The sequence below is a fragment of the Streptomyces albireticuli genome (assembly GCF_002192455.1).
Taxonomy (GTDB): Bacteria; Actinomycetota; Actinomycetes; order Streptomycetales; family Streptomycetaceae; genus Streptomyces; species Streptomyces albireticuli_B.
Genome location: NZ_CP021744.1, coordinates 8,011,007 through 8,032,107 on the forward strand (window position 1 = coordinate 8,011,007; position 21,101 = coordinate 8,032,107).

The following is a 21,101-nucleotide window of genomic DNA, read 5'->3' on the forward strand; positions in this document are numbered from 1 at the left end:
CGGGGGAAAGGAGCCGTGGTGGGTGGTGTCGTTCATGAGGTCCTCGTGACGGCTTGGTCGGCCAGGCGGCGCAGGGCATCCGTGGCCGCCGGGGCGATGGGCGCGCTGTCCAGTGCGGTCAGGGCCTGTTCGTACCGTTCGGTGATCATGGTGTTGACAGTGTGGTCGGCGCCGGTGTCCTGAATGATGCGGCGGGCGGTTTCGGCCTGGTGGTCGGTGAGGGTGGGGCAGCCCAGGAAGAGGCGCAGCTGGTCGGCCTGGGCAGGTGTGGCGTGTTGGAGGGTGAGGGCGATGAGGGCGGTGGCTTTGCCTTCGCGCAGGTCGTCCAGGGCGGGTTTGCCCGTCGTCTGCGGGTTGCCGAACACGCCGAGGAGGTCATCGCGGAGCTGGAAGGCTTCGCCCAGGGGGATCGCGTAGGCCGACAGGGCATCCTGCAGGGCTTGGTCGGCGCCTGCGAGGGCGGCACCGAGTTGGAGGGGTCGCTCGATGGTGTATTTCGCGGTCTTGTAGTGGATGACGGTGAGCGCGCTGTGAAGGTCGGCGGTTTCCTGCCCGGTGTGGACGAGGTCGAGGTACTGGCCGAGGGTGACCTCGGTGCGCATGGCGTCGAGCAGGGGGCGGATCCGCTGGAGCTGGGCGGGGGTGGGGTTGCCGGCGTGCAGGAGTTCGTCGGACCACACCAGGGCGAGGTCGCCGATCAGGATGGCGGCTCCTTCCCCGAACCGGTCCGCAGCTCGCCCTGTTTCGTCCCGGAGGCCGGTGCCGGGCGGGTGCTGGCGGTAGTGGTCGGCCTGCGCACGGTGAACGGTGGGCTGCCCGCGCCGGGTGGCGGAGTGGTCCATGACGTCGTCGTGGATGAGGCAGAAGGCGTGAAAGAGTTCCAGGGATGCCGCGAGATGGTGGGCGGTTGCGGGGTGGCCGGTGGCACCGGCGGCGTGCCAGCCCACCATCGCCAGCAGCGGGCGGATCCGCTTCCCCCCGGCATCCACGAACCCCTGCAGAGGCTGCACCAGGTGTGCCAGGTGTCTGCCGGCCGCGGTCGATTCCGTTTTGCGGGCCAGGAAACGGCCAAGTACGTCCTCAACAGGCTCCAGCAGACGGCGCAGGTCCAGCATCGGGGTCGGCGCGGAGGTGCGGGGCGAGGCATTCATGAGGCGGGATCCTCATCAACAGGGGTGGGAGAAGGCAGGCGGAGGGCTTCTTCCAGCAGTGCGTCGACGATCTTCGACTCGGGGACGGTGCGGACGACTTCGCCACGGACGAAGATCTGGCCTTTGCCGTTGCCGGAGGAGACCCCGAGGTCGGCTTCGCGTGCTTCGCCAGGGCCGTTGACGACGCAGCCCATGACGGCGATGCGCAAGGGATGGGGGAAGCCGTCGAAGGCGGCTTCCACTTGGGCGGCGAGCTTGTGGATGTCGACTTGGAGGCGGCCGCAGCCGGGGCAGGAGACGATCTCCAGTTTGCGGGGGCGCAGCCCCAGGGAGGCCAGGATGTGGTTGCCGGCCTTGACCTGCTCGACCGGGGGTGCGGAAAGAGACACACGGATCGTGTCCCCGATGCCCTCCCCGAGGAGGATCCCGAAGGCGACCGCCGACTTGATGGACCCCTGGAACGCGGGGCCCGCCTCGGTGACGCCCAGGTGCAACGGGTAGTCGCAGCGTGCGGCGAGGAGCCGGTAGGCGGCGATCATCGTGAGCGGGTCGTGATGCTTGACCGCGATCTTCAGATCCGTAAAGCCGTGCTCCTCGAACAGGGAACACTCCCAGAGCGCGGATTCCGCCAAGGCCTGGGGGGTGGCTTTGCCGTGCTTGGCCAGGAGGCGGGGGTCGAGGGACCCGGCGTTCACCCCGACCCGGATCGGCACCCCGGCAGCCTGCGCCGCAGCAGCGATCTCTTTGACCTTGTCGTCGAACTTCTTGATGTTGCCGGGGTTGACGCGGACGGCGGCGCAGCCGGCGTCGATGGCCTGGAAGACGTAGCGGGGCTGGAAGTGGATGTCCGCGATGACGGGGATCGGGGATTTGGCGGTGATGGCGGGGAGGGCGTCGGCGTCGTCCTGGGTGGGGACGGCGACTCGGACGATGTCGCACCCGGCGGCGGTGATCTCAGCGATCTGCTGGAGGGTGGCGTCCACATTGGCGGTGTTGGTGGTGGTCATGGTCTGGACGGAGACCGGTGCGCCGCCGCCGACGGGGACATCGCCGACGTGGATTCGCCGGGTGGGGCGGCGCACCGGAGTGGTGGGAGACGGGGTGGGGAGGCCGAGGTCGATGGTGGGCATCTTCAGTCCCCCTTCCTGGTGTGGCGGACAGGGGCAGGGGTAGCGGTGTGGAGGTGTTCGCGGGCGTGGTGGCGCGCCCAGGCATCGGTCGCATTCACGGCTTCAAGCGTCAGATCGTGATCCGGAATGGGGACGTGGTGGGTGAGTACGTGCTCGATGGTCTGGGTGATGGCGGTGAAGGGAATGGCGCCGGCGAGGAAAGCGGCGACGGCTTCTTCGTTGGCAGCGTTGTAGACCGCCGGGGAGCTACCGCCCAGGCTCCCTGCGTGGCGGGCCAGCACGAGGGCAGGGAAACGGTCCGTATCCACCGGCTCGAACGTCCAGGTGTGAGACCCCGTCCAATCGCACGGTGCGATCACACTGGGTGGCGGGCGCTGCGGCCAGGCGAGGGCGGTGGCGATGGGCAGGCGCATGTCGGGTGGCGCGGTTTGGGCGAGGGTGGAGCCGTCGGCGTACTCGGCCATCGAGTGCACCACGGACTGGGGGTGGGGGTGGATGACGGCGGTGATGCGGTCGTAGCCGAGGGCGAAGAGGGCCTGGGCTTCGATGATCTCCAGGCCCTTGTTGACCAGGGTGGCGGAGTTGACGGTGACGAGCGGGCCCATCCGCCACGTCGGGTGGTCAAGGGCCTGTGCGGGGGTGACCGCGGCGAGTTGCTCGGCGGTGTGGGTGCGGAAGGGGCCGCCGCTGCACGTCAGGATCAGGCGCTGGATGCCGTGGGTGGGGCAGCCGTACGCCCAGCCGGGCAGGCACTGCATGATCGCGCTGTGTTCGGAGTCCACCGGCACGAGCTGGCCTGGCCTCGCCGCCCGGGCGATCAGCGGGCCCCCGGCGACCAGTGATTCCTTGTTCGCCAGGGCCACCAGGCTCCCGGCTTCCAGGGCGGTGAGGGTGGCCGGGAGGCCTGCCGCGCCGGGCAGCGCGTTGAGCAGGACGTCGCACGGCCACCCTGCCGCCGCCGACAGCCCCTCTGTCCCCGGCAGCATCACCGGCAAGGGGTGACGCGGTGTTCCTGCCGCCCGCGCCAGGGCGGCGAAAGCAGCGGTGAATGCCTCGACAGCGGACGGGTCGGTGACAGCCACCGCGCGGGCGCCGGTGCGCAGGGCCTGGCGGGCCAGCAGCCCGGGGTTCGCCCCGCCCGCTGCCAGCACCACCGCACGGAACCGGCTCGGGGACGCAGCGATGACGTCGATGGCCTGGGAGCCGACCGAACCTGTCGCACCCAGGACCACGACCGACCTCACCTCGCTGTTCCCGCCCAGGACACGGGAGGCCACCGGCTGGGAAGCCCTGTTCCGGCGCACCCGCTCCGGCATCACGGGCCCAGGCGCGGGGGTAAGGGATTCGTACATGCTCTGTGCACCATTGCCCGCGGGGCCGGACGGCCTGGAGTGCAGCGGGGCGGCGGTGCTTGCTGCCTCGGCAACAGCGGCAGGGGCAGGTGCGGGATCACGGTGGGCTGGTGGCCGGGCGGTCCTGCTGGGGGTGTGGAGGAAGACGGGACAGGTGAACATCACTGCCCCCCGCTGTCATGGGTGGGGGGGTTGGCGCGGGCGCGCAGGACGGAGTGGATGATCCCCTGGGCGGTGAGCCTGGTGGCGGTGAGGATGTCGGTGCGGGTGCCGTGGGCGAGGAACCGTCCTGGCAGGCCGAGGATGCGCACCGGGACGCGGGAGCCCGTGTCGGCCACCGCCCGGGCTACCGCGGTGCCCACGCCGCCGGCGCGGGTGTTGTCCTCGACCGTCACCGCCAGCCGGTGCTGCGTGGCGAGCTCGGTGAGTCCGGGCGGCACGGGCAGCACCCAGCGGGGATCAGCCACGGTGACACCGATCCCTTGCCCTTCCAGGTAGCGGGCGGCTTCTACTGCCGGGCCGGCCAGTGGGCCGATCGCTACCAGCAGGACGTCCCGGGTACGGGACCGGTGCAGGACATCGACGGGGCCCAGCCGGGTGCAGGCCGGAATATCGTCGGTGACGGCAGCTTTGGCGAAGCGCAGCGCGGTCGGGCCGGTGGTGTGGGTGACGGCTTCGGCCAGGAGCTCGCGCAGGCGGGCGGCGTCGCGGGGAACGGCCACCCGCATACCGGGGACGGCACCGAGGAGGGTCAGGTCCCACATCCCGTGATGGGAGGGCCCGTCGGGTCCGGTGACCCCGGCCCGGTCCAGGACGAAGGTGACCGGCAGCCGGTGCAGGGCGACGTCCATGAGGACCTGGTCGAAGGCCCGGCCCAGGAACGTGGCGTAGATGGCGACGACAGGGTGGAGGCCGCCCAGGGCCAGGCCGGCGGCGGAAGTGACCGCGTGCTGCTCGGCGATCCCGACATCGAAGAACCGGTGCGGGAACCGCTCCGCGAATCGGGCCAGCCCGGTGGGGCCCGGCATCGCCGCTGTGATCGCTACGATCTCCTGATGCCGTTCCCCCAGCTCACACAGTTCACCGGCGAACACGCTTGTCCACGACGGAGTGCGGGCGGCTGTGCTGGGGCGGCCTGTTGCGGGATCGAGGATGCCGACGGCGTGCATGCAGTCCGCCGTATCCGCCTCGGCCGGGGCGTACCCGCGGCCTTTGACCGTCACCGCATGCACCACCACCGGACGGCGCAGGTTCCGCGCCATGGCCAGGGCCTCTTCCAGGGACGGCAGGTGATGACCGTCAACGGGCCCCAGGTAGGCGAAACCGAGCAGATGGAAGAGATTGCGGGTCACCGGCAGCACGGCCTCCTCCCCGCCGGCACTGGGTCCTGCGCTGCCGGACCCGCCATGGCCGTCACGGGTATTCCGACTGCCGCGGCTTCCGTTACTTCGGTCGGTATCGGGGGCGCTGCCGGGGCCGGTGGTGCGTCCACGCGTGCGCTGGTCAGCTTCGAGGAGCCAGTCCACGCTGTCAGGTGTAGTGGCGCGCAGGTGTTGGAGGTGGTCGGCGAGGGCGCCGATGGTGGGGGCGTAGGAGCGTGTGTTGTCGTTCAGGACGATGACGACGGGCCGGTCGGGGGCTCCGCCGAGGTTGTTGAGGGCTTCCCAGCACATACCGCCGGTGAGCGCCCCGTCGCCGATCACAGCGACCACCGCCCGGCCTGTGTCACCAGCGAGGTGGCGTGCCCTGGCCAGGCCGTCGGCGTAGGACAGGACGGTCGAGGCATGGGAGTTCTCGATCACGTCGTGCTCGGACTCCGCCCTGGAGAGGTAGCCGGAGGGGCCGCCCGCCTGGCGCAGCCGGTCGAAGCCTTCGGCGCGGCCGGTGAGGAGTTTGTGGACGTATCCCTGGTGGCCGATGTCGAAGAGGAGGGTGTCGTGGGGTGAGTCGAAGACCCGGTGCAGGGCGATGGACAGCTCCACCACACCGAGGTTCGGGCCCAGGTGCCCACCCGTCGCGCACACGGTGCCGATCAGGAACGCACGGATCTCCCCGGCCAGGGCTGTCAGGTCCTCGTAGGTGAGGGCGCGCAGGTCCTTCGGTGCGGTGAGGGCGGAGAGAAGGGGGAAGTGCGCGGGCGGGACACCGGGCGCGGTGACCGATACGGCCCGCCCGGCCGGTGCTGGCTTCCGCGATCCGGTACGCGGCTCGGGCGCCGTGCCAGGTGTGTGTGCGGGGCGGGGGCTCATCGGGCCCTCACCGCCGCCGGCAGCCCGAAGGTAACCGTCTCGGTCGTCGTGGTGTGCTCGGCGACCGTCACCGGTCCGAGGCCACCGAGCGCGGCGACCACGCCGTCGACCAGGCCCTGCGGGGCGGAGGCCCCGGCCGTCAGACCGACCGTGTCCGCATCCCGGATCCACTCCGGGCGGATGTCCCCGGCGTCATCGATCAGATACGCGGGGGTGCCGCCGCGCCGGGCCAGCTCGGCCAGGCGCACCGAGTTCGAGGAGTTCGCGGAGCCGACGACCAGCACCACGTCGGCCTGGGACGCCACTGCTTGGAGGGCGTGCTGGCGGTTGGTGGTGGCGTAGCAGATATCGTCCGACCCAGGTCCCCGGATACCGGGGAAACGCTTCTCCAGAGCGCTGATCACCTCAGCCGTCTCATCGAGAGCAAGGGTGGTCTGGGTCAGGTAGGACACCCGGGCAGGATCCGGGACCCGCAGGGTGGCCACGTCGGCGGGTGTCTGCACCAGGACGGTGTGCCCGGGTGCTTCGCCCAGGGTGCCTTCGACCTCCTCGTGCCCCGCATGACCGATCAGGACCACGGTGTCACCGCGGGCAGCGAACCGGCGCGCCTCCGCATGAACCTTCGTCACCAGCGGACACGTCGCATCCACCACCTCCAAACCCCGCCGGGAGGCTTCTTCGCGCACCTGTGGGGAGACACCGTGCGCGGAGAACACCACCACCGCCCCGTCCGGCACCTCATCCAGCTCCTCCACGAACACCGCCCCCCGCTCCTCCAGGTCCCGGACGACGTGGATGTTGTGAACGATCTGCTTCCGCACGAACACCGGACGCCCCGTACCGGCGTAACGTTCCAGCAGTGTCCCGACCACCTCGATCGCCCGGTCCACCCCCGCACACAGCGACCGCGGCGACGCCAGCAACACACGGCGCGGACGCACCGCCCGCACCCAGGCATCCAGCACTGCCTGTACCGGTCCTTCTGCCCTGAGCAGCCCGGCGGATGCCATCGCGCCCGCCGCCAGCACCACCGCAGCGCCGCCGGCCGGGACGGCGGTCTCAGATGCCGTCACCAGCCGGAAGTCGCTGGGGGTTCCTGCCGGCAGGAGCCGCACCGGGCCCGTGCGGGCCCGGAAGCCGTGACCGGCCAGCCCGCCCGCACCCGCCAGTAACGGCGCAGCAGGACACGGAACCACCGTCCCTTCAGGGCGCCGGACCTCGGTCGCCACCCACACCGCACCCGGGACTAGAACAGGCCCAAATCCAGCAACAGGAATAAAAGGAAGAGTGGAATACGTCATAACGGCCCGGCTTCCACCACACTGCGGTCGCAGGCGGTACAGGGATGAAGGACGGCTACCAGGGGGATCCGATGACCGGTGACCCGCCACGCCAAAGCCCGGCTGGGAATATTGCCGGCATGTGTGTGGCGGGATTTTTGTGAAGGGTGCCACGCCGGGGAAGAAGAGCACGCGGATCTCCGCGGGGGCGCTCCACCGGCACGGTGAACACCCAAGGGCGGGAACAGGCCACCGCCCTCCACTTCATAGTTGACCCCTGAACCAAGGGTGAGGAAGGCGCATACCGCCAGCGCCCAATAGAAAGATAAGCGCGGCCGCCGCACCACCGCGCACCCGAACACGCCGGTCGGCACACCGGTACACCCCCGGGACCCGCCACGAGATGAGGCGTCAGCATCCGGTCAGGGGGTCGCCGGGAGGGACGGCGCGGCGCAACCCGAGCCGGTGTGCCCCGGACTCAAGGAAGTCAGGTTCCTTTCCCGCCCCGTGCATTTTCACGACTGCTGAGCAGGCGGCGCACTGGTGACGGCGAGCTCTCCAAAGTGCGTTCATGCGCCCCGTGCTTACGCCTGTTCGCTCTACCGGTATTTGCTTTTGATGGAGGTGTGGAGCCCTTCATGTGCTGGGTGCCAAGTTTCGCGCGGGGCCCTGTCCCGTCCGAACGCGGGCTTGTGACATGACGTACGGGGCACCCGGCAGCTGGGAACGGAGCGTGACGATGGCCGGACCACAGGGGCCCAAGCCTCATCCGCAGGAACGGTGGTGCCGGGGTCGGCGTGCTCTGGTGTCTGGGGACGTCCCCCCCCCTGCGCCGAGACGGCCGGCGCCTGCTCGAGCGCGCTGCTCCCTGGCTGCGGTGACCTGATCGGCAGCACCGCACAAGTCGAGGTACGCGTCAGCCTCTATGCCTCCCTTGGAGGCCCCACTACCCCGAGCCTCACCAGCGTTCTTCCGCACGGTGCCTGAGGTCTCACGGCGCGCGGCCCGCGATCACACGGCCAGCCCGCCCTCGTGCTACTTCGGCAACCCAGCAGAGCGCAGCACCACAACGTCAGTGCGACGGCGCACCGACGATCTCCTCTGGAGGACACCGTGACATCGCTCCGTGGACGCAAGTCAGCGACGCTGGCCGGGATCGCCTTGCTGCCCACGGCCGTCATCCCTTTGGTGCTCACCGGCGAGTTCCCTGTGCTCTTCCCCTGCTGGAGCGCATCGCCGGAGCAGCTCGCCGTATGGTTCGCCGCCAACCATGACGCGGTCCTCGTCCAGAACTTCGCCTTCAGCCTCTCCTTGATCCTGCTCGTATGGTTCGCCGCCGGTCTGGCAGAAAGGCTCCGGGTGTCCCCGCAGCCCTCGCTGTCCGGTCAGCTCATCACCCCTCTGGCGATCGTTGTCGCCGCTGCCTACCTCGTGTGCAACAGCCTGTGGACGATGGCGGTGGTCGGTGTGCGCACGGTCCCCATGAGCGACGCTCTCATCGCCTACAGCGCCCGTGCCGCGATCGTTGTCTGGCTCATCGCCGAGCCCGTCTGCGCTGCCGTGCTCTTCGCCGCCGCCGTGGCGATCTTCCGTGCCCAAGTGTTGCCCCAGTGGCTGGCCTGGTCCGCTCTCGTCATCGCCGTGCCGAATCTCCTGGTCACCTTCGCTGTACTGGTGAAGGACGGGTGGCTCGCGCCCATCAGTCTGGCCACCTTGCTTCCGTTCAACCTCTTCATGCTGTGGGCGGTGGCCGCAGCCGTGCGGATGCTCTTTCCGGACGTCTCGGCTCCTGCTTCCCGCGGCACCGCCCGCGGGGAGAGACCGCGCGGCGAGCAGCCCATCTGACCTCAAGCTGGTGGAGGCGATATGACCGCGCTCGTTACTGATCCGCCGAATGCGGTTGCCCTGTGCAGACAGGTCACCACCGTGCTCGACGGCTTCTTGGAGCACAAGGCCAGTGTCGCCGCGAAACTGCGGATGCCCGTCGAGGTGACCCAGTATCTGTGTGACTTCCTGGCCGTCGGCGGGAAGCGATTGCGGCCCCTGCTGTGTGAGGGGCTGGCAGGCCGGCGGCGGCCTCGGCACCCCGGAGACGGTGATCAAGGCTGCGGCGGCACGTGGGAGTCAGCCGCGCGATCCTCCTCGGCGACCTGGCACTGGCCTGGTCGGACGCGCTCCTGCACGCCGCCGGCCTCACCCCCCCCGCCAGCTTGCCGTGGTACTGCCGCTGATCAATGACATGCGCAGTGAGGTGATGTACGGCCAGTACCTGGACGTCACCGCCGCCGGCCGTCCCACCGCGGATGTGGAGCGGGCGCTGCGCATCGTCCGGTGCAAGACCGCCAAGTACACCGTGGAGCGCCCCTTGCAGATCGGGGCCGCCCTCGCGGGCGCCCCGCGCGCGGCGCGCGAGGCACTGAGTGCCTATGCCCTGCCTGTCGGCGAGGCGTTCCAGCTGCGTGATGACCTCCTCGGCGTTTTCGGCCCCCCTGAGGTGACTGGCAAGCCGTCGCTGGACGATCTGCGCGAGGGCAAGCACACCGTCCTGGTCGCACTGGCACTCCAGCGCGCCGATGCCCACCAGCGTCGAGTCCTGCGCTCCCTGCTCGGCAGCCCTCGCCTCGACGAGGCGGGGGCTGACCGCATTCGCGAGCTGCTCACTTCCACCGGCGCCCGCAACGAAGTGGAGAACATGATCAGCACTCTCCGGACGCAGGCACTGCGTGTTCTGAAGACCGCGCCGTTCCCGTCCGGCGCCACCGCTCACCTGCGGCAGCTCACCGATGCCGCCACCGCGAGAACCTCGTGACCCCCATGGGGGATCACCATGTCGCCGCGTGTGATGACCAGGCACGACCATAGGGAGGTAACGGTATGGCCAGCGCGCCGGAAACCGAACGCGACCGCCGCGGCGATTTGTCGATCTCGTGGTACGACGTGGCGATGGTGGCCTTGGTCGACGGCCCGCAGCGGGCCGCCTGCCTGGACTGGCTTGCCGGGCAACGCCGCCAGAACGGCGCCTGGGGTGCGGAGGGGACCGTCAGCTGGCACGACACCTACGTCGCGACCTACGCCGCCGCGGTGGCCTTTCACGCGGCCGGACACGTCACCATCGCCGAGGAGGCGGTCAACGCCCTCTCCGGCATCCGCACGGACACCCCCGGGTGCGAGACCCTGACGTTCGGGGGTCTCGTCGACACCCTCGACAGAATCGCCACGTTCGCCGGACGGCAGACCCCGCACCACCCCGACCAGGTCACGCGGCTGATCCACGAGGAGCGCGCAAAGTGGGAAAAGATGTGCGCCTGGGAATTCCGCTACGACCCGGAGCTCTCCATCGCCGGCTACTGCGCCGAACGGCTTTTCGGCAGTGACCACCTGGACCTCGTGCGTGTGGTCGAATCGTTCCAGACCGGCAACGGCTCGATCTCGAACTCCCCAGGGGCGTCCGCGGGTGTGCTCCTGGAAGCCCGGCGTCGCGGGACCCGGATCGCCCCGTTGCGGCTGCGCAGGCTGACGGACTACATCGCCACGCGCCGGCCGGAGACCATCGGCTATCTCGACCACGTGCCCCACTTCGGCACCGCGTGGACGGTGATGTTCGCCGCGGAAGCCGGCCTGATCGATGCGGTCATGGCGGCCAGGACCCGCTCGATGCTAAAGGAGCTGGCGGACAGCTACGGGCTGCTGTGCCCGGTCGGGCCCGCCACCATCCCCGGAGATCCGGACACCAGCGCCTGCGCACTGACCGCCGCAGCCGCCACCGGACAGCCCGTGTTCGGCCTGCCCGCGGCCGAGCTGCTGTACGACGAGGACAAGGGCTGCTACCGCACCTACTTCTTCGAACGCGACGGGTCCGTCTCCACCAACATCCACATGGCCGGCCTGCTCGGCCTGCTCGGCGAGCACGACCGGCTGGGACCGGTGCTCAACTGGCTGCTCGACCGACTGACCGACGGCGCCGGCTACCGGTGCAAGTGGCACAGCTCCCCGGTGTACGCCCTCGGCGAGACGGCACGGGTCACGGCCAAACTGGACCACCCCACCGCCCGCCGCCTGGGCGAGGTCGCCCGTGCGCGGCTGCGGCAGCTGCAAAACGCCGACGGCGGATGGGGAGCGCGGCAATCCACCGTCGAGGAGACCGGATACGCCGTCCTCGGCCTGGCCGCCGACCCCCACGAGACGGATCACGCCCTCCTGAAAAGGGCAGCGGGATTCCTCTCAGGCGCGGAGCCCGACTACCGCCCCCTGTGGATCGGGAAATCGCTCTACTGCGTCAATCCGCTGGTGCCCGTACTCCAGCGCACCGCTCTCGCACGGATCGAACAACTCGCCCTGCTGTGACCCGCCGAGGAGGACCAGTGGACCCCTACGACTTCACCATCCCCACCGGAACGGTCTTCCGGATCCCCGAGATCCGCTCCAGCCTCCCGGAAGCCCGCCACCCCCGCTGCGCCGAGCTCGACGAGCGCGCCCACACCTTTTCCCGGCCCTACCTCATCGGCTACTTCGGCGACGAGGACCGAGCGGACCGCTTCCTCGCGCAAGGACACGCGCACTACGCCTGCCTCGGATACCCCCGCACACTCGAGGACCGGGCACAGGCCGTCGCCAACTCGATCCTGCCGGCGACACTCCTCGACGACACCTTCAGCAAACCCGGCCTCCAAGGCAACCTGACCGCCCTCAAGGAACACCACGCCCGCTGGAGCGCGGTATTCGCCGGTGAACGCCCACCACCGGAAGCCGACGCGGCGTACCACTTCGTCTACGACTCCATCGAGGCGTGCGCGCCCTACGCATCCCCCGGTGTCGCCCGACGCCTGCGCGAGGGCTGGCAGGACGCGGCGGACGCCTTCTTGGACGAGGCCGTCCACCGCCACCACAAGGACACAGCGGACCTCGGCACCTATGCCGAACGGCGCGTCAGGGTCCACTTCCGCATGTGGGCATGTGCTCTCCTGGAATTCTCCCTCGGCATCGACCTGGGCCCCCTCGCCGGCCACCCGCTGATCCGGTCCGCCCAGCACCACGTCATCTGGCACCTGGCCCTGGCCAACGACTGCTACTCACTCGTCAAGGAACTCAGCGCCCAGGAATCGACGAACACGATCATCGAACTGATCCGGCACGACAAGCTCGACCTGCAAACCGCGGTCGACGAGGTTGTCGAGCTGGTTCACCGAACCGAGCAGGACTACCTGCGCGTCCGCGAGGAAATCCGCCGTGGCCCACTCGGCGGCAATCCCGACGTCACCGCGTACATGGACGGACTCGGGTTCTTCATCACCGGGAACCTCCGCATCATGCAGAGCTCCAGCAGGTACCACGGTCTCGACCACGACGGCAGCCGGGTACTCCCCGGGCCGATGACCATCACGTACATGCCTACTGTCCACACACCGCGGGAAGAATTCCGCCCCTGACACCCACGTCGTCAAAGACGACAACCGCAGGCAGGCGTGCTGGCCAGCGGTCGAACCGGCCAGCCCTCACCAAGGTATTCCGCTGATCCTCTGGGGGACGCAGTGAAAGAGCACAGCAGGGCACAGACCAGGCAGTGGCGGGCCGGGGAGGCACCTGGCGCCCTTCCACTTCTGGGGCACGGGCTCGCCCTGCGGCGCACCCCGCTGGCTTTCCTCAGCTCCCTGCCGGCCCGTGGCGACATCGTCCGGATCCGTCTCGGACCGTCAACCGCCTATGTGCTGTGCGCGCCGGAACTGGTGCACCAGATCCTCGCGGCCCCTGAGATCTTCGACAAGGGCGGCCCGATCTTCGACCGGGCGCGCGAGACGATGGGCAATGGCATCGGCACCTCCCTGCGGCACGTCCACCGCAGGCAACGCGCGCTGATGCAGCCCTCCTTCAGCAGCCAGCGCATCACCGGCTACTCCAAGGTGATGCACGAGGAGGTCCAGCGCGTGGTCACCTCCTGGTCCGACGGGTGCGCGATCGACGCGGCCGAGGTCTTCGGAGAGTTGGCGGCACGCGCCACGATCCGCACTCTGCTCGGCGCCCACCTCACCGAAAAGGAGATCACCGCCCTCATCCCGCATCTGGATCGGGCCTTCCATCTGGCCTACCGGCGTATGACGGCCCCTATCGCCGCTCTCACCCGGCTGCCCACTCCATCCACCAGGGCGTTCTGGGAGAGCATCACCGCGATCCGTGCTCTGGCACAGGTGTGCATCAACCGCCACAGGCAGGAGGGGGGAAGCCCGGACTCTCTCATCGCAGCTTTGGTCAGCACCACCACGGACGAACGGGCCTTCACCGACGAGGAACTCCTCGACCAGATCGTCACCCTCTTCTTCGCCGGGACCGAGTCCACCGGGGCGGCCCTGACCTGGACCTTCTACCACCTGGCGAACAACCCCGGTGCGGAGGAAGCCTTGCACCGGGAGGTCGATGACGTCCTGGGCGGGAAACCCGCATCCGTCTCCGATCTCCCCATGCTGGGTCAGGTCAACCGCTGCCTGACCGAATCGCTCCGCCTGACGCCACCGTCATGGCTGCTGTCCCGCACGGTCACCTCTCCCGCCGAACTCGGCGGAGTGAAGCTTCCCGCCGGCACCACGGTGTTCTTCAGCCCGTACATCCTGCACCACCTGCCGGAAGTCTTCCCCGCCCCGGAAGACTACGAGCCCGACAGGTGGCTGCCGGAAAGGGCATCGCGCCGGCAGAAGGCGGCCCTGCTGCCCTTCGGCCACGGAGCCCGCAGGTGCATCGGCGATACATTCGGCATGACCGAGGCCTCCCTCGCCCTCGCCACCATCGCCACACGATGGCGACTCGCCCCCGACTCGGACGCACCACCCGCACAGCAGGCCATCGCCCTCACACTGAACCTCCGGACCTTTCCCGTCATCCCAGCCCGCCGGAAACACTGAGCCCCGGAACGGCGGCTCGGCTCCTTGACAGCGGTGGGCTCCGATTCGGAGAGTGACCTTCTGGGAGCCTCGTAGAACCCGTCTTTCAACCCGACGAGGGTGGAAAGACTGAGGTATGAGCATGGAGAGATGGGCCGACGTGCCTGATGGTTGTGACATGCCGCTGACGGTGTAACGATGCCTTTGGTCTGTTCAGGCGGGTCGTCCTCCTCGGTGGTGGCTGGATGTTCGGCAACGCTTCCTTGCCGTCTGGGCCGCCACCGTCCTGCCCCGGGTCCGCTGAACCTGTCACAAACACCCCGGCCGGCCCCGTCGGAGAAGGCCGCTGCACCGCGGTCTTCGTCACCGGCGCGCGCATCGCCGCCCTGACCACCGTCCTCGCCAGCCGCGGAGACCAAGGCTTCACCAGCGCGGCTCGCGACAGCGCCGAGAGCTGAGCACAGGGCCGGCCGCTGACATGCCGGGAATGCGGGTGACCGCGATGGTGTCCGGCTTCCCGAGTGGACCATCAGGCTCCGGTCTGGTTGGGCGCCGGAGGAGGGGTGGGGAGGAGGGCGGGGTGTGCCAGGCGCAGTCGGCGGCGCGGCAGCCGCACCACGCCCTGGGGCGCGGCCCGCCGCCCGCGCGGATGTGGGCCAGGTGGGTGTTGACGTGCCCGACCGCGGCCTTGCGCCCCGCGGCCGTACTGGGGGAGCGCTGATCAGGGCAGGCCGGGCGGGAGCAGGAAAGCCGGACCGTGCCGGCGGAGGACGGCTGTCAGGATCCAGGCGCACCGTCCATACCCGCCCCGCGACGAGCTCCTCCTGCGTACCGGCCTCCACCGCCATGCGCGAACTCCCATCCCTTGTTTGATCCGTTGCCCAGCGGTCCCCATCATCGGGGATCCGGCCGGGCAACCTCCGGGGGAAACGGATCTCGAGCCCGGCACGCCCGCGAAAAGGGCCAGGTCACCCACGGGGACATCAGACCGGGTGGCACTGATGGGTGATCGGCCTGAGCGTTCCGTCGTTGTCGTACGTGAGGCCCGCTGCTCCGGCACGGTCCTCCGGCCGTGATCTGAAGGCTCTCTCGGCGAGGGCAGGCTCATGGCCGCGAATGCACACACGAGGCCCGTCCCCTGGAAGGGACCCCCTGGGGGGCGGGTCTGTTCTCGACACTGCTGTCTTCTGTCGCCTGAAGTGCGTGCGACTGTGGTGGTGCGGGCTCGGTGGGACTTCGGCGGACACGTCGTTGGTCAGTCGTCCCGGGGGTGGGACTCGTTTGGGTGAGGGCAGGGCGGAACCCCTTGTTCCGTGGCCCCCGTGGGCAGATCGTGCGGGGCCGGATCCTTCTTCACAGGGAGAAGCTCATGACATCGATCGATTCCGACCGTCGTGCCACGCCCGTCACTCAGGCCGACGGAACCGGGGCCGGAGGCAGCACGGCCACCCTCACCCCGATCGCCGAGCAGGCATCCCCCCAGCTCCTGGGGCTCGTCACCGGACTGCTGAACAGCCTGCTGGGCGGTCTCTCGGACCGCAATGCGAAGACCGACGTGACCCCGGTGCGCTGGGACCGTTGATCATCGCCTGGTGGCGTGCTGCCCGCAGAGCGCGGGCGGCACGCCGTGATCCCCTGACCCGCGCGCAGGTCCTCGCCGGCCCGGCGGGTCTGGCCTCTGCCGCGACGGCGGCCACGACCGGCCCCGCCGAGGCCGTCAACGGCCACCAGGTCCTGGAGGAAGTCCTCCGGCTGCCGGTCAGTACCTGGCGCTACCACTGGGACCCGCCGGATGTCCGGCATCTCGGCCCGATGGCGCAGGACTGGCACGCGGCCTTCGGGCTCGGCGACAACGACGTCACCATCTCCGCCACCGACACCAACGGCGTCGCCCTCGTCTGTATCCAGGCCCTCCACCGCCGCATCGAAGACCTCACCGCCCAGGTCGAGACGCTGCGGGAACAGGTCGGCCGCCTGGACCGGCCACCCCTGGCCGAGACGGCCGAAAGGCGGTCACAGCCGTAGAGACGGCGGATCCACCTGCCCCTGCTCACCGTTATCCCGGCGAGGGCCGCTCCTCTGAGTTGCCCGCACCGGGAGCAAGGGGGGGCGGCCACGGGCCAACGTGCACGTGATCACGATGAAGGCATTGATGACGAGTCTGCTGCCGGATGAAGCGCGGCGAGGGGCGACCGGGGTGGCGTCACGGTTCCGGGGCGATCTTTTCGACTGCCTGACTGCGCGCGGGGACGAGCTGTTCGAGCTGACGGATGCGTTGCTGTGTGCGGACGGGCCGGTGAGGACGCCGGTGGATCTGACGCTGGTGGCTGAGCACCGGCGTGGGCAGGGCGCCATGTACGACGCGCTGAACAACGGGAACGTCGACGTCCCCCGGCTGCGTCAGGTGCTGGCCGGCCTGCCCATGCCGCAGGCCGGCGACGGGCGTCTGGTCCTCGCGGTCGACATCAGTCACTGGCCCCGCCCCGACGCCCCGACCAGCTCAGAACCGCATTCTGAAATGATCAGTAATTAGCTGCTTGGGCTAACTGCCGTGCCGTCTACTTGCTGCGACTCCACCGCCCTTCCCGGCACCAGGACGGCAAGGGTGCTGCGCGCTTCACGCCGCATCGTGCGGCGCCGAGCAAAGGTCGCAGTAAGAGCGAGGATCGAGACCGTGCTCCCGTAGAACACGGCAGCAATCGCGGAGATGAGCCCGATCGTCATCGGGCACGCACCTTTCTTCCCCCCCCCGTTCGGCCTACCCGGCTCACCAGCCCGAGCGGGCGTTGATGCGTTTCCTCTCCACCATACGCGCGTCGCCAACTCCCCCTGCTTTCCAGCTCATCACTGTCCGGTAACCACCTATGGCTACGGTCCGCGTACCAGGGTGTCCACACCGCCGGGGTCGCCTCAGCCGGAGGCCGCCCCCGCGGGGGCGGCCTCCGGCTGATCCCTCCAACCACCCGGGGCAGCAGTCGGCCCCGGGCCACCGCCGAGATGGGCGACGCTTCGTTGTCGTCAGGACCATGGTGGAACCAGGGCGACCGGATGCGCGACCTACGCCGAGCGGATCGCCACGGCCGCCGTGCGGGGGCCGGCCCCGCAGTCAGGGCTGACTGCGGCGTTGTGGCTTTCGTCGCGCTGCGCTTCGGCACACCCGTATGAGGTGGCGGGGATGGGCGAGAAGGAGAGGGCTGGCGAGCATATTGCTGACGCGGGCGATGTCTTGGAACATGCGGGGATCCTGTGGGACGAGCCGTTGCCACTGGTCCAGGTACCAGTGGGCTGTCCGGTGAGGGAGGGAGCGGGGCGGTTCGGGCTGCCAGTGCAGGTCGGGGAGGGTGGACATGTGCCAGGGCCAGGTGGTGATGCGGGCCGCGCGGCGTTGGAAGGAGGGGGCCAGGCCGTCGAGATCCTGCGGGCGGTCGGACAGCAACTCCCCTAGGGTAAGGGCCTGTTGGGCGGCCACCGTCATGCCCTGGGCGTAGACGGGATTGAAGGCGCAGACCGCGTCGCCGAGTGCGAGGAGGCATTCGGGCCAGAGGCGGAGGCGGTGGTAGTGGAGGCGGCGGCCAGCGGTGCGGGCGTAGCGGACGGGTGGGCCGAGGGGTTCGAGGTTCGCGAGGACCTTGTGCAGGTCGCCGGTGAGGGTGGCGGTGAAGGCGTCGAATCCGGCCGGGTCGGTGGGTGGGTGGTGGCCGCCCACGCCCTGCAGGGTGACGATGAGCTGGTCATTCTCGACTCGGATGACGAAGCAGCCGTGCGGGGAGTGGGGGGCGTACGGGGGCTGGAAGACGGCCGACCAGTCCGGGGCTTGGCCGACGGGGAGGCGGTAGGCGCGGGTGGCGTAGCCGACGTGGGCATCGACGACGGTTTCGGCGGGGCGGGGCAGGCCGAGGGCCGCGAGCCAGTCGGGGAGGTGGGAGGTGCGGCCGGAAGTGTCCACCACCAGGGTGGCGGAGAGGTGCCGTACCGCGCCGGGGTTGCGGCCGCGGATCAGGTGGACGCCGGTCACCCGGTGCTGATAGCGGTACCGTTCGGTGGTCAGGCCGGTGACAGTGACGCCCTCCTCAATGCGGATACGGGCGTCCGCCGCGAGGACCCGTTCGCGGATCACCGCTTCGAGCAGGGGGCGGCTGACCGGCTGGATGAGGATGCCGGAGGTGCGGGGCGGTGGAGTGCCGTAGGGGAGGTGGAGCTGCCCCTGGGCGCAGAAGTCCACCGGGGGTGCGCCAGCCGCCCGCAGGTCGTCGCCGATGCCGGGCAGGAGCCGTTCGAGGGTGAGCAGCCCGCCGGCCTGGAGGGCGTGGGCGTGCCGGCCCTGGGGCACACCCGGGCGGGGGCTCGGGCGGGCCGGGAGGCGGTCGCGTTCCAGGACGGTGACGGTGGTGAAGTTCGGGCCGAGGACGCGGGCGGTGAGCAGGCCGGCGATGCCGGCGCCGATGACGAGGGCGTGTTCGTGCTGCCGGGTCCGGCCCACGGTCGTCAGCCCCTTTCCCCCTTCGGCTCGTTATCGGGCGAGGAATGCGAAGATCATCCGCTCAGTCCTTTTGTCGGGCGGTGTCTTCCTGCATCGCCGAGGCGGTCGGCGGCTGCGATCGGAGCATGCAGATCCCCGCAGTGACCACCCAGACGCAGAACAGGGCCGTCGGCGAGAAGTTGAGCAGCGAGACCGGGCGCAGCGGGCCGCTGTTGACCATGAACGTGAGGAAGAGCGCGGCGTTGGGCACCGCCAGTACCAGTGCGCTGGTACCCAGCCACCGGGGAAGGACGTCGGCACGCCTGATCGCCAGTCCCGCGCCTACCAGGAATAGGGCGATGCACGGGAACAGGAAAAGAAAGATGGCGACATCGACGTAGTACAGCGCGGCGATGATCGTCGTATTGCCGGGATCCTCTTTGATCCAGAACGCGATCGCTCCCCAGATCGTGTAGGTGAGGAAGGTCAGTACGACGACGCACACCATGGCCCAGCCGGTCAGCCTGGTGAGCGTCCGGGACCGGCCTGGCCCGCGCAGCAGTTCCAGCAGGCCGGCAGCGAACCACAGGTAGAACAGGAACAGGATGCCGGTCAGGACCTGCAGCTTCGTGACCACGGGGCTGTTCTGGTAGAACGCGAAGATCTCCCCGGGGGTGTCGTCGACGTAGGGGAAGAACTTAGGGAACTTCCCGCTGAGGTAGAACGGGATGGCCGCGGCCGGGCTGGAGAGGATCCCGGCCCATGCCGCCAGCCGGACCTGTCGGTAGTCGTCGGCGTGTCCCGGGGGCTGGGCCTCGTGGGTGCCCATGCCGCTGTGGTGTACGGCGGGAACGTCTCGGCTGGTCATTTCGAGCCTGTGCACTGGCTGTAGCCATGGACCACGCTCGTGGAGGGGGCGTACGTACCGTATTCACAGGTGTACTGGGGGGCGGCAGCATGAGCCTGTGGGGCGGTGAGGGCCAGGCCGGCGATACCGAGGCTGATTGCTCCTGCGGTGGCGGCGATGCGTTGTGGGGTGTGCACGGCTGTCGCTCCCTTCCGATGCTGGTGAGTGACCGAGGCCGCGACGTTCCAGCACGGTGGTTGACGCTCCGGCCTTTAGTTGGAGCACTTCAGCAGACCGCAGCCTGTCAACCTGCAACAGTGGGTGCGTAGATTTTTCACTCTTTTGAGGTATTAAGTTCGAAGGTCGCAAGGGCTGTACCCATGCCGTCAACTATTGGCGGCTTGTCCTCACCTCAGCGACACACAGCACCCGCGAGTCTCTCCCAAGCAACTCCCTCAGCCTGCCTCGCAGAGCGTCACAGATCAGGGGGATTGGAGGGTGTCTGAAGGTCATTGATGCGCTCGCGTACTGGTTGCGGGCCGGCTGTGCCTGGCGGTTGCTTCCGCATGACTTCCCGCCGTGGCAGACGGTGCACGTCAGCGCTCAGGCTGGATCGCAAACAAGTGCGACCGCATGCGCATCCAATGCGACTGCCCGTTGGCCACGTGATCAGCGTTTGTCACGAGGGTGAATCCCGCGGATTGATCACGACTCGATACGCACCCTAGCTGCCAGGTTGGTGCAGGTCGGGCAGGTGTTGGTCCAGGCGCCCAGTTGACACTGCCCGCCATGGTGGTGAGTTCTGCTCAGGGCCAAAGGTGGCTCGGCAGGCTGATGGTGGTGGCCGCGCCGCTGTGCATGACCAGGACGGTGGTTACAGCGAAGACGAACAGCAGGATGTTGAGCGTGGCGGCGCAGGCCAGGATCCGCACGGCGCCGGCACGCCACCCGGTCGCGAGTTCGGATCCGCGCAGCATCAGTGGCTCCACGGACTTGACCGTCAGCAGGTATCTCGCCATCCCGAACGGAACGACGATGACGGCGATCAGTACGGAATAATTGAGGGGCATCCCGTACCAGGCCTCCGGCAGGATCGTCAGGGACTTGATGCGGGTCGGGTAGGTGTAGAGGCCGGTGAGCATCCAGGGAATCTGGATCGAGGTGTCGATCACGGTGGTGACGAGGACGCCCACTGCTGCAAGGCGTGCCAGGCCCCACCGGGGGCGGGCGCGGGCGATCGCCGAGGTCATCCGGCATTGCAGCCAGACCCAGACCACCATGAGCGAATAGGTGATCACAGAGCCGGAGAGAACCGCCTCCGTCTGGTTCTCGGGCCGGATACTGTGCCAGCCAGGCAGATAAGGTCCCCAGCTCGCCACATGGACGGCGTAGTGGCTGGTGATGAAGCCGAGCCCGCTGTAGTTGAAGATCGGGTCTTGCCAGGAGGTGAGGAAGGCGCCGACGAATACAGCCATGTCGAAGGTGACCTGTCCCGCCCTCAGACATCGTCTGACGAGGACCACTGCGATGGTGACGATTAACAGAACGGTGACCACCTGTGCGGTCCAGATACTCACCGCTCGGGCAGTCGAGATGCGATAGCCGGAGTCCGGCAGGGAGTGAGCGCCGCCATCGATCGCCCATCTGACCAGTACCGAGGCGGCGAAGAAAACGATCAGCATGCCGAGCGCGGCGAGCACTCCCGCCGGAGAGCGCCACAGTCGGCCGGGTGGGTTCGACGCCGAAGCGCGGGGTGGCCTTGTT

General features: G+C 69.1%; 17 protein-coding genes and 1 pseudogene. 9 read left to right on the top strand and 9 right to left on the bottom strand.

From position 1 onward, the window contains the following. Positions 1–32: 32 nt before the first annotated feature. The 5 genes from SMD11_RS34055 to ispH form a co-directional block, all read right to left on the bottom strand. Positions 33–1,151, bottom strand: a complete 1,119-nt coding sequence (locus SMD11_RS34055) for a polyprenyl synthetase family protein (protein ID WP_234366308.1) — start codon at positions 1,149–1,151, stop codon at positions 33–35. Beyond that, on the bottom strand, positions 1,148–2,281 hold the full coding sequence (gene ispG, locus SMD11_RS34060) for a flavodoxin-dependent (E)-4-hydroxy-3-methylbut-2-enyl-diphosphate synthase (protein ID WP_087930108.1): 1,134 nt from the start codon (positions 2,279–2,281) through the stop codon (positions 1,148–1,150). The genes SMD11_RS34055 and ispG overlap by 4 nt, the downstream gene beginning before the upstream one ends. A gap of 2 nt (positions 2,282–2,283) precedes the next feature. Next, complete coding sequence (gene dxr, locus SMD11_RS34065; RefSeq protein WP_234366309.1) at positions 2,284–3,633, bottom strand: 1-deoxy-D-xylulose-5-phosphate reductoisomerase; 1,350 nt, start codon at positions 3,631–3,633, stop codon at positions 2,284–2,286. A 161-nt stretch (positions 3,634–3,794) separates the two neighbouring features. After that, a complete protein-coding gene (locus tag SMD11_RS34070) occupies positions 3,795–5,882 on the bottom strand; it encodes a 1-deoxy-D-xylulose-5-phosphate synthase (RefSeq protein ID WP_087930109.1) in 2,088 nt (695 codons plus the stop codon). Then, entirely contained in the window at positions 5,879–7,111 is a 1,233-nt protein-coding gene (gene ispH / locus SMD11_RS34075; RefSeq protein ID WP_234366310.1) for a 4-hydroxy-3-methylbut-2-enyl diphosphate reductase, read from the bottom strand. Before ispH ends, SMD11_RS34070 begins: the two co-directional genes overlap by 4 nt. Positions 7,112–8,275: 1,164 nt before the next feature. Between ispH and SMD11_RS34080 the strand changes: the two genes are divergently transcribed. From SMD11_RS34080 to SMD11_RS34120, 8 genes and pseudogenes are all read left to right on the top strand, one after another. Then, positions 8,276–9,007, top strand: coding sequence for a hypothetical protein (locus SMD11_RS34080; protein WP_087930111.1), 732 nt, complete (start codon positions 8,276–8,278; stop codon positions 9,005–9,007). A gap of 370 nt (positions 9,008–9,377) precedes the next feature. Then, positions 9,378–9,971: a polyprenyl synthetase family protein gene (locus SMD11_RS37150; RefSeq protein ID WP_324614793.1), complete on the top strand. Its 594-nt coding sequence runs from the start codon at positions 9,378–9,380 to the stop codon at positions 9,969–9,971. 65 nt (positions 9,972–10,036) lie between these two features. After that, on the top strand, positions 10,037–11,506 hold the full coding sequence (locus SMD11_RS35685) for a hypothetical protein (RefSeq protein WP_087930112.1): 1,470 nt from the start codon (positions 10,037–10,039) through the stop codon (positions 11,504–11,506). A gap of 17 nt (positions 11,507–11,523) precedes the next feature. Continuing rightward, positions 11,524–12,588 carry a terpene synthase family protein gene (locus tag SMD11_RS34095; protein WP_087930113.1) on the top strand — a complete coding sequence of 355 codons (1,065 nt, stop codon included), beginning with the start codon at positions 11,524–11,526 and terminating at the stop codon, positions 12,586–12,588. A 102-nt stretch (positions 12,589–12,690) separates the two neighbouring features. Continuing rightward, positions 12,691–14,052 (top strand): cytochrome P450, encoded by a 1,362-nt coding sequence (locus tag SMD11_RS34100; RefSeq protein WP_159395460.1) that lies wholly within the window; start codon positions 12,691–12,693, stop codon positions 14,050–14,052. Positions 14,053–15,400: 1,348 nt separating this feature from the next. Beyond that, positions 15,401–15,613, top strand: a complete 213-nt coding sequence (locus SMD11_RS34110; RefSeq protein ID WP_087930115.1) for a hypothetical protein — start codon at positions 15,401–15,403, stop codon at positions 15,611–15,613. Further along, positions 15,610–16,056, top strand: a complete 447-nt coding sequence (locus tag SMD11_RS34115; protein ID WP_087930116.1) for a tail fiber domain-containing protein — start codon at positions 15,610–15,612, stop codon at positions 16,054–16,056. Before SMD11_RS34110 ends, SMD11_RS34115 begins: the two co-directional genes overlap by 4 nt. Positions 16,057–16,183: 127 nt before the next feature. Then, a pseudogene (locus SMD11_RS34120) lies at positions 16,184–16,537 on the top strand (transposase); the annotation flags it as partial. Positions 16,538–16,560: 23 nt separating this feature from the next. On the opposite strand, the gene SMD11_RS34125 reads toward SMD11_RS34120, so the two are convergent. The 3 genes from SMD11_RS34125 to SMD11_RS34135 all read right to left on the bottom strand — a co-directional run bounded on the left by SMD11_RS34125 (position 16,561) and on the right by SMD11_RS34135 (position 19,319). Then, a complete protein-coding gene (locus tag SMD11_RS34125) occupies positions 16,561–16,755 on the bottom strand; it encodes a hypothetical protein (RefSeq protein WP_087930117.1) in 195 nt (64 codons plus the stop codon). A gap of 382 nt (positions 16,756–17,137) precedes the next feature. After that, the gene (locus tag SMD11_RS35690; protein WP_087930118.1) at positions 17,138–18,511 is read right to left on the bottom strand and encodes an FAD-dependent oxidoreductase; all 1,374 of its coding nucleotides are present in this window, start codon (positions 18,509–18,511) and stop codon (positions 17,138–17,140) included. A gap of 61 nt (positions 18,512–18,572) precedes the next feature. Further along, complete coding sequence (locus SMD11_RS34135; RefSeq protein ID WP_087930119.1) at positions 18,573–19,319, bottom strand: hypothetical protein; 747 nt, start codon at positions 19,317–19,319, stop codon at positions 18,573–18,575. A gap of 529 nt (positions 19,320–19,848) precedes the next feature. Here SMD11_RS34135 and SMD11_RS37415 point away from each other — a divergent pair. Continuing rightward, positions 19,849–20,028, top strand: coding sequence for a transposase (locus SMD11_RS37415; RefSeq protein WP_418952546.1), 180 nt, complete (start codon positions 19,849–19,851; stop codon positions 20,026–20,028). A 115-nt stretch (positions 20,029–20,143) separates the two neighbouring features. Here SMD11_RS37415 and SMD11_RS34145 read toward each other — a convergent pair whose 3' ends face one another. After that, complete coding sequence (locus SMD11_RS34145; protein WP_087930121.1) at positions 20,144–21,037, bottom strand: spirocyclase AveC family protein; 894 nt, start codon at positions 21,035–21,037, stop codon at positions 20,144–20,146. Between the last annotated feature and the right edge of the window lie 64 nt (positions 21,038–21,101).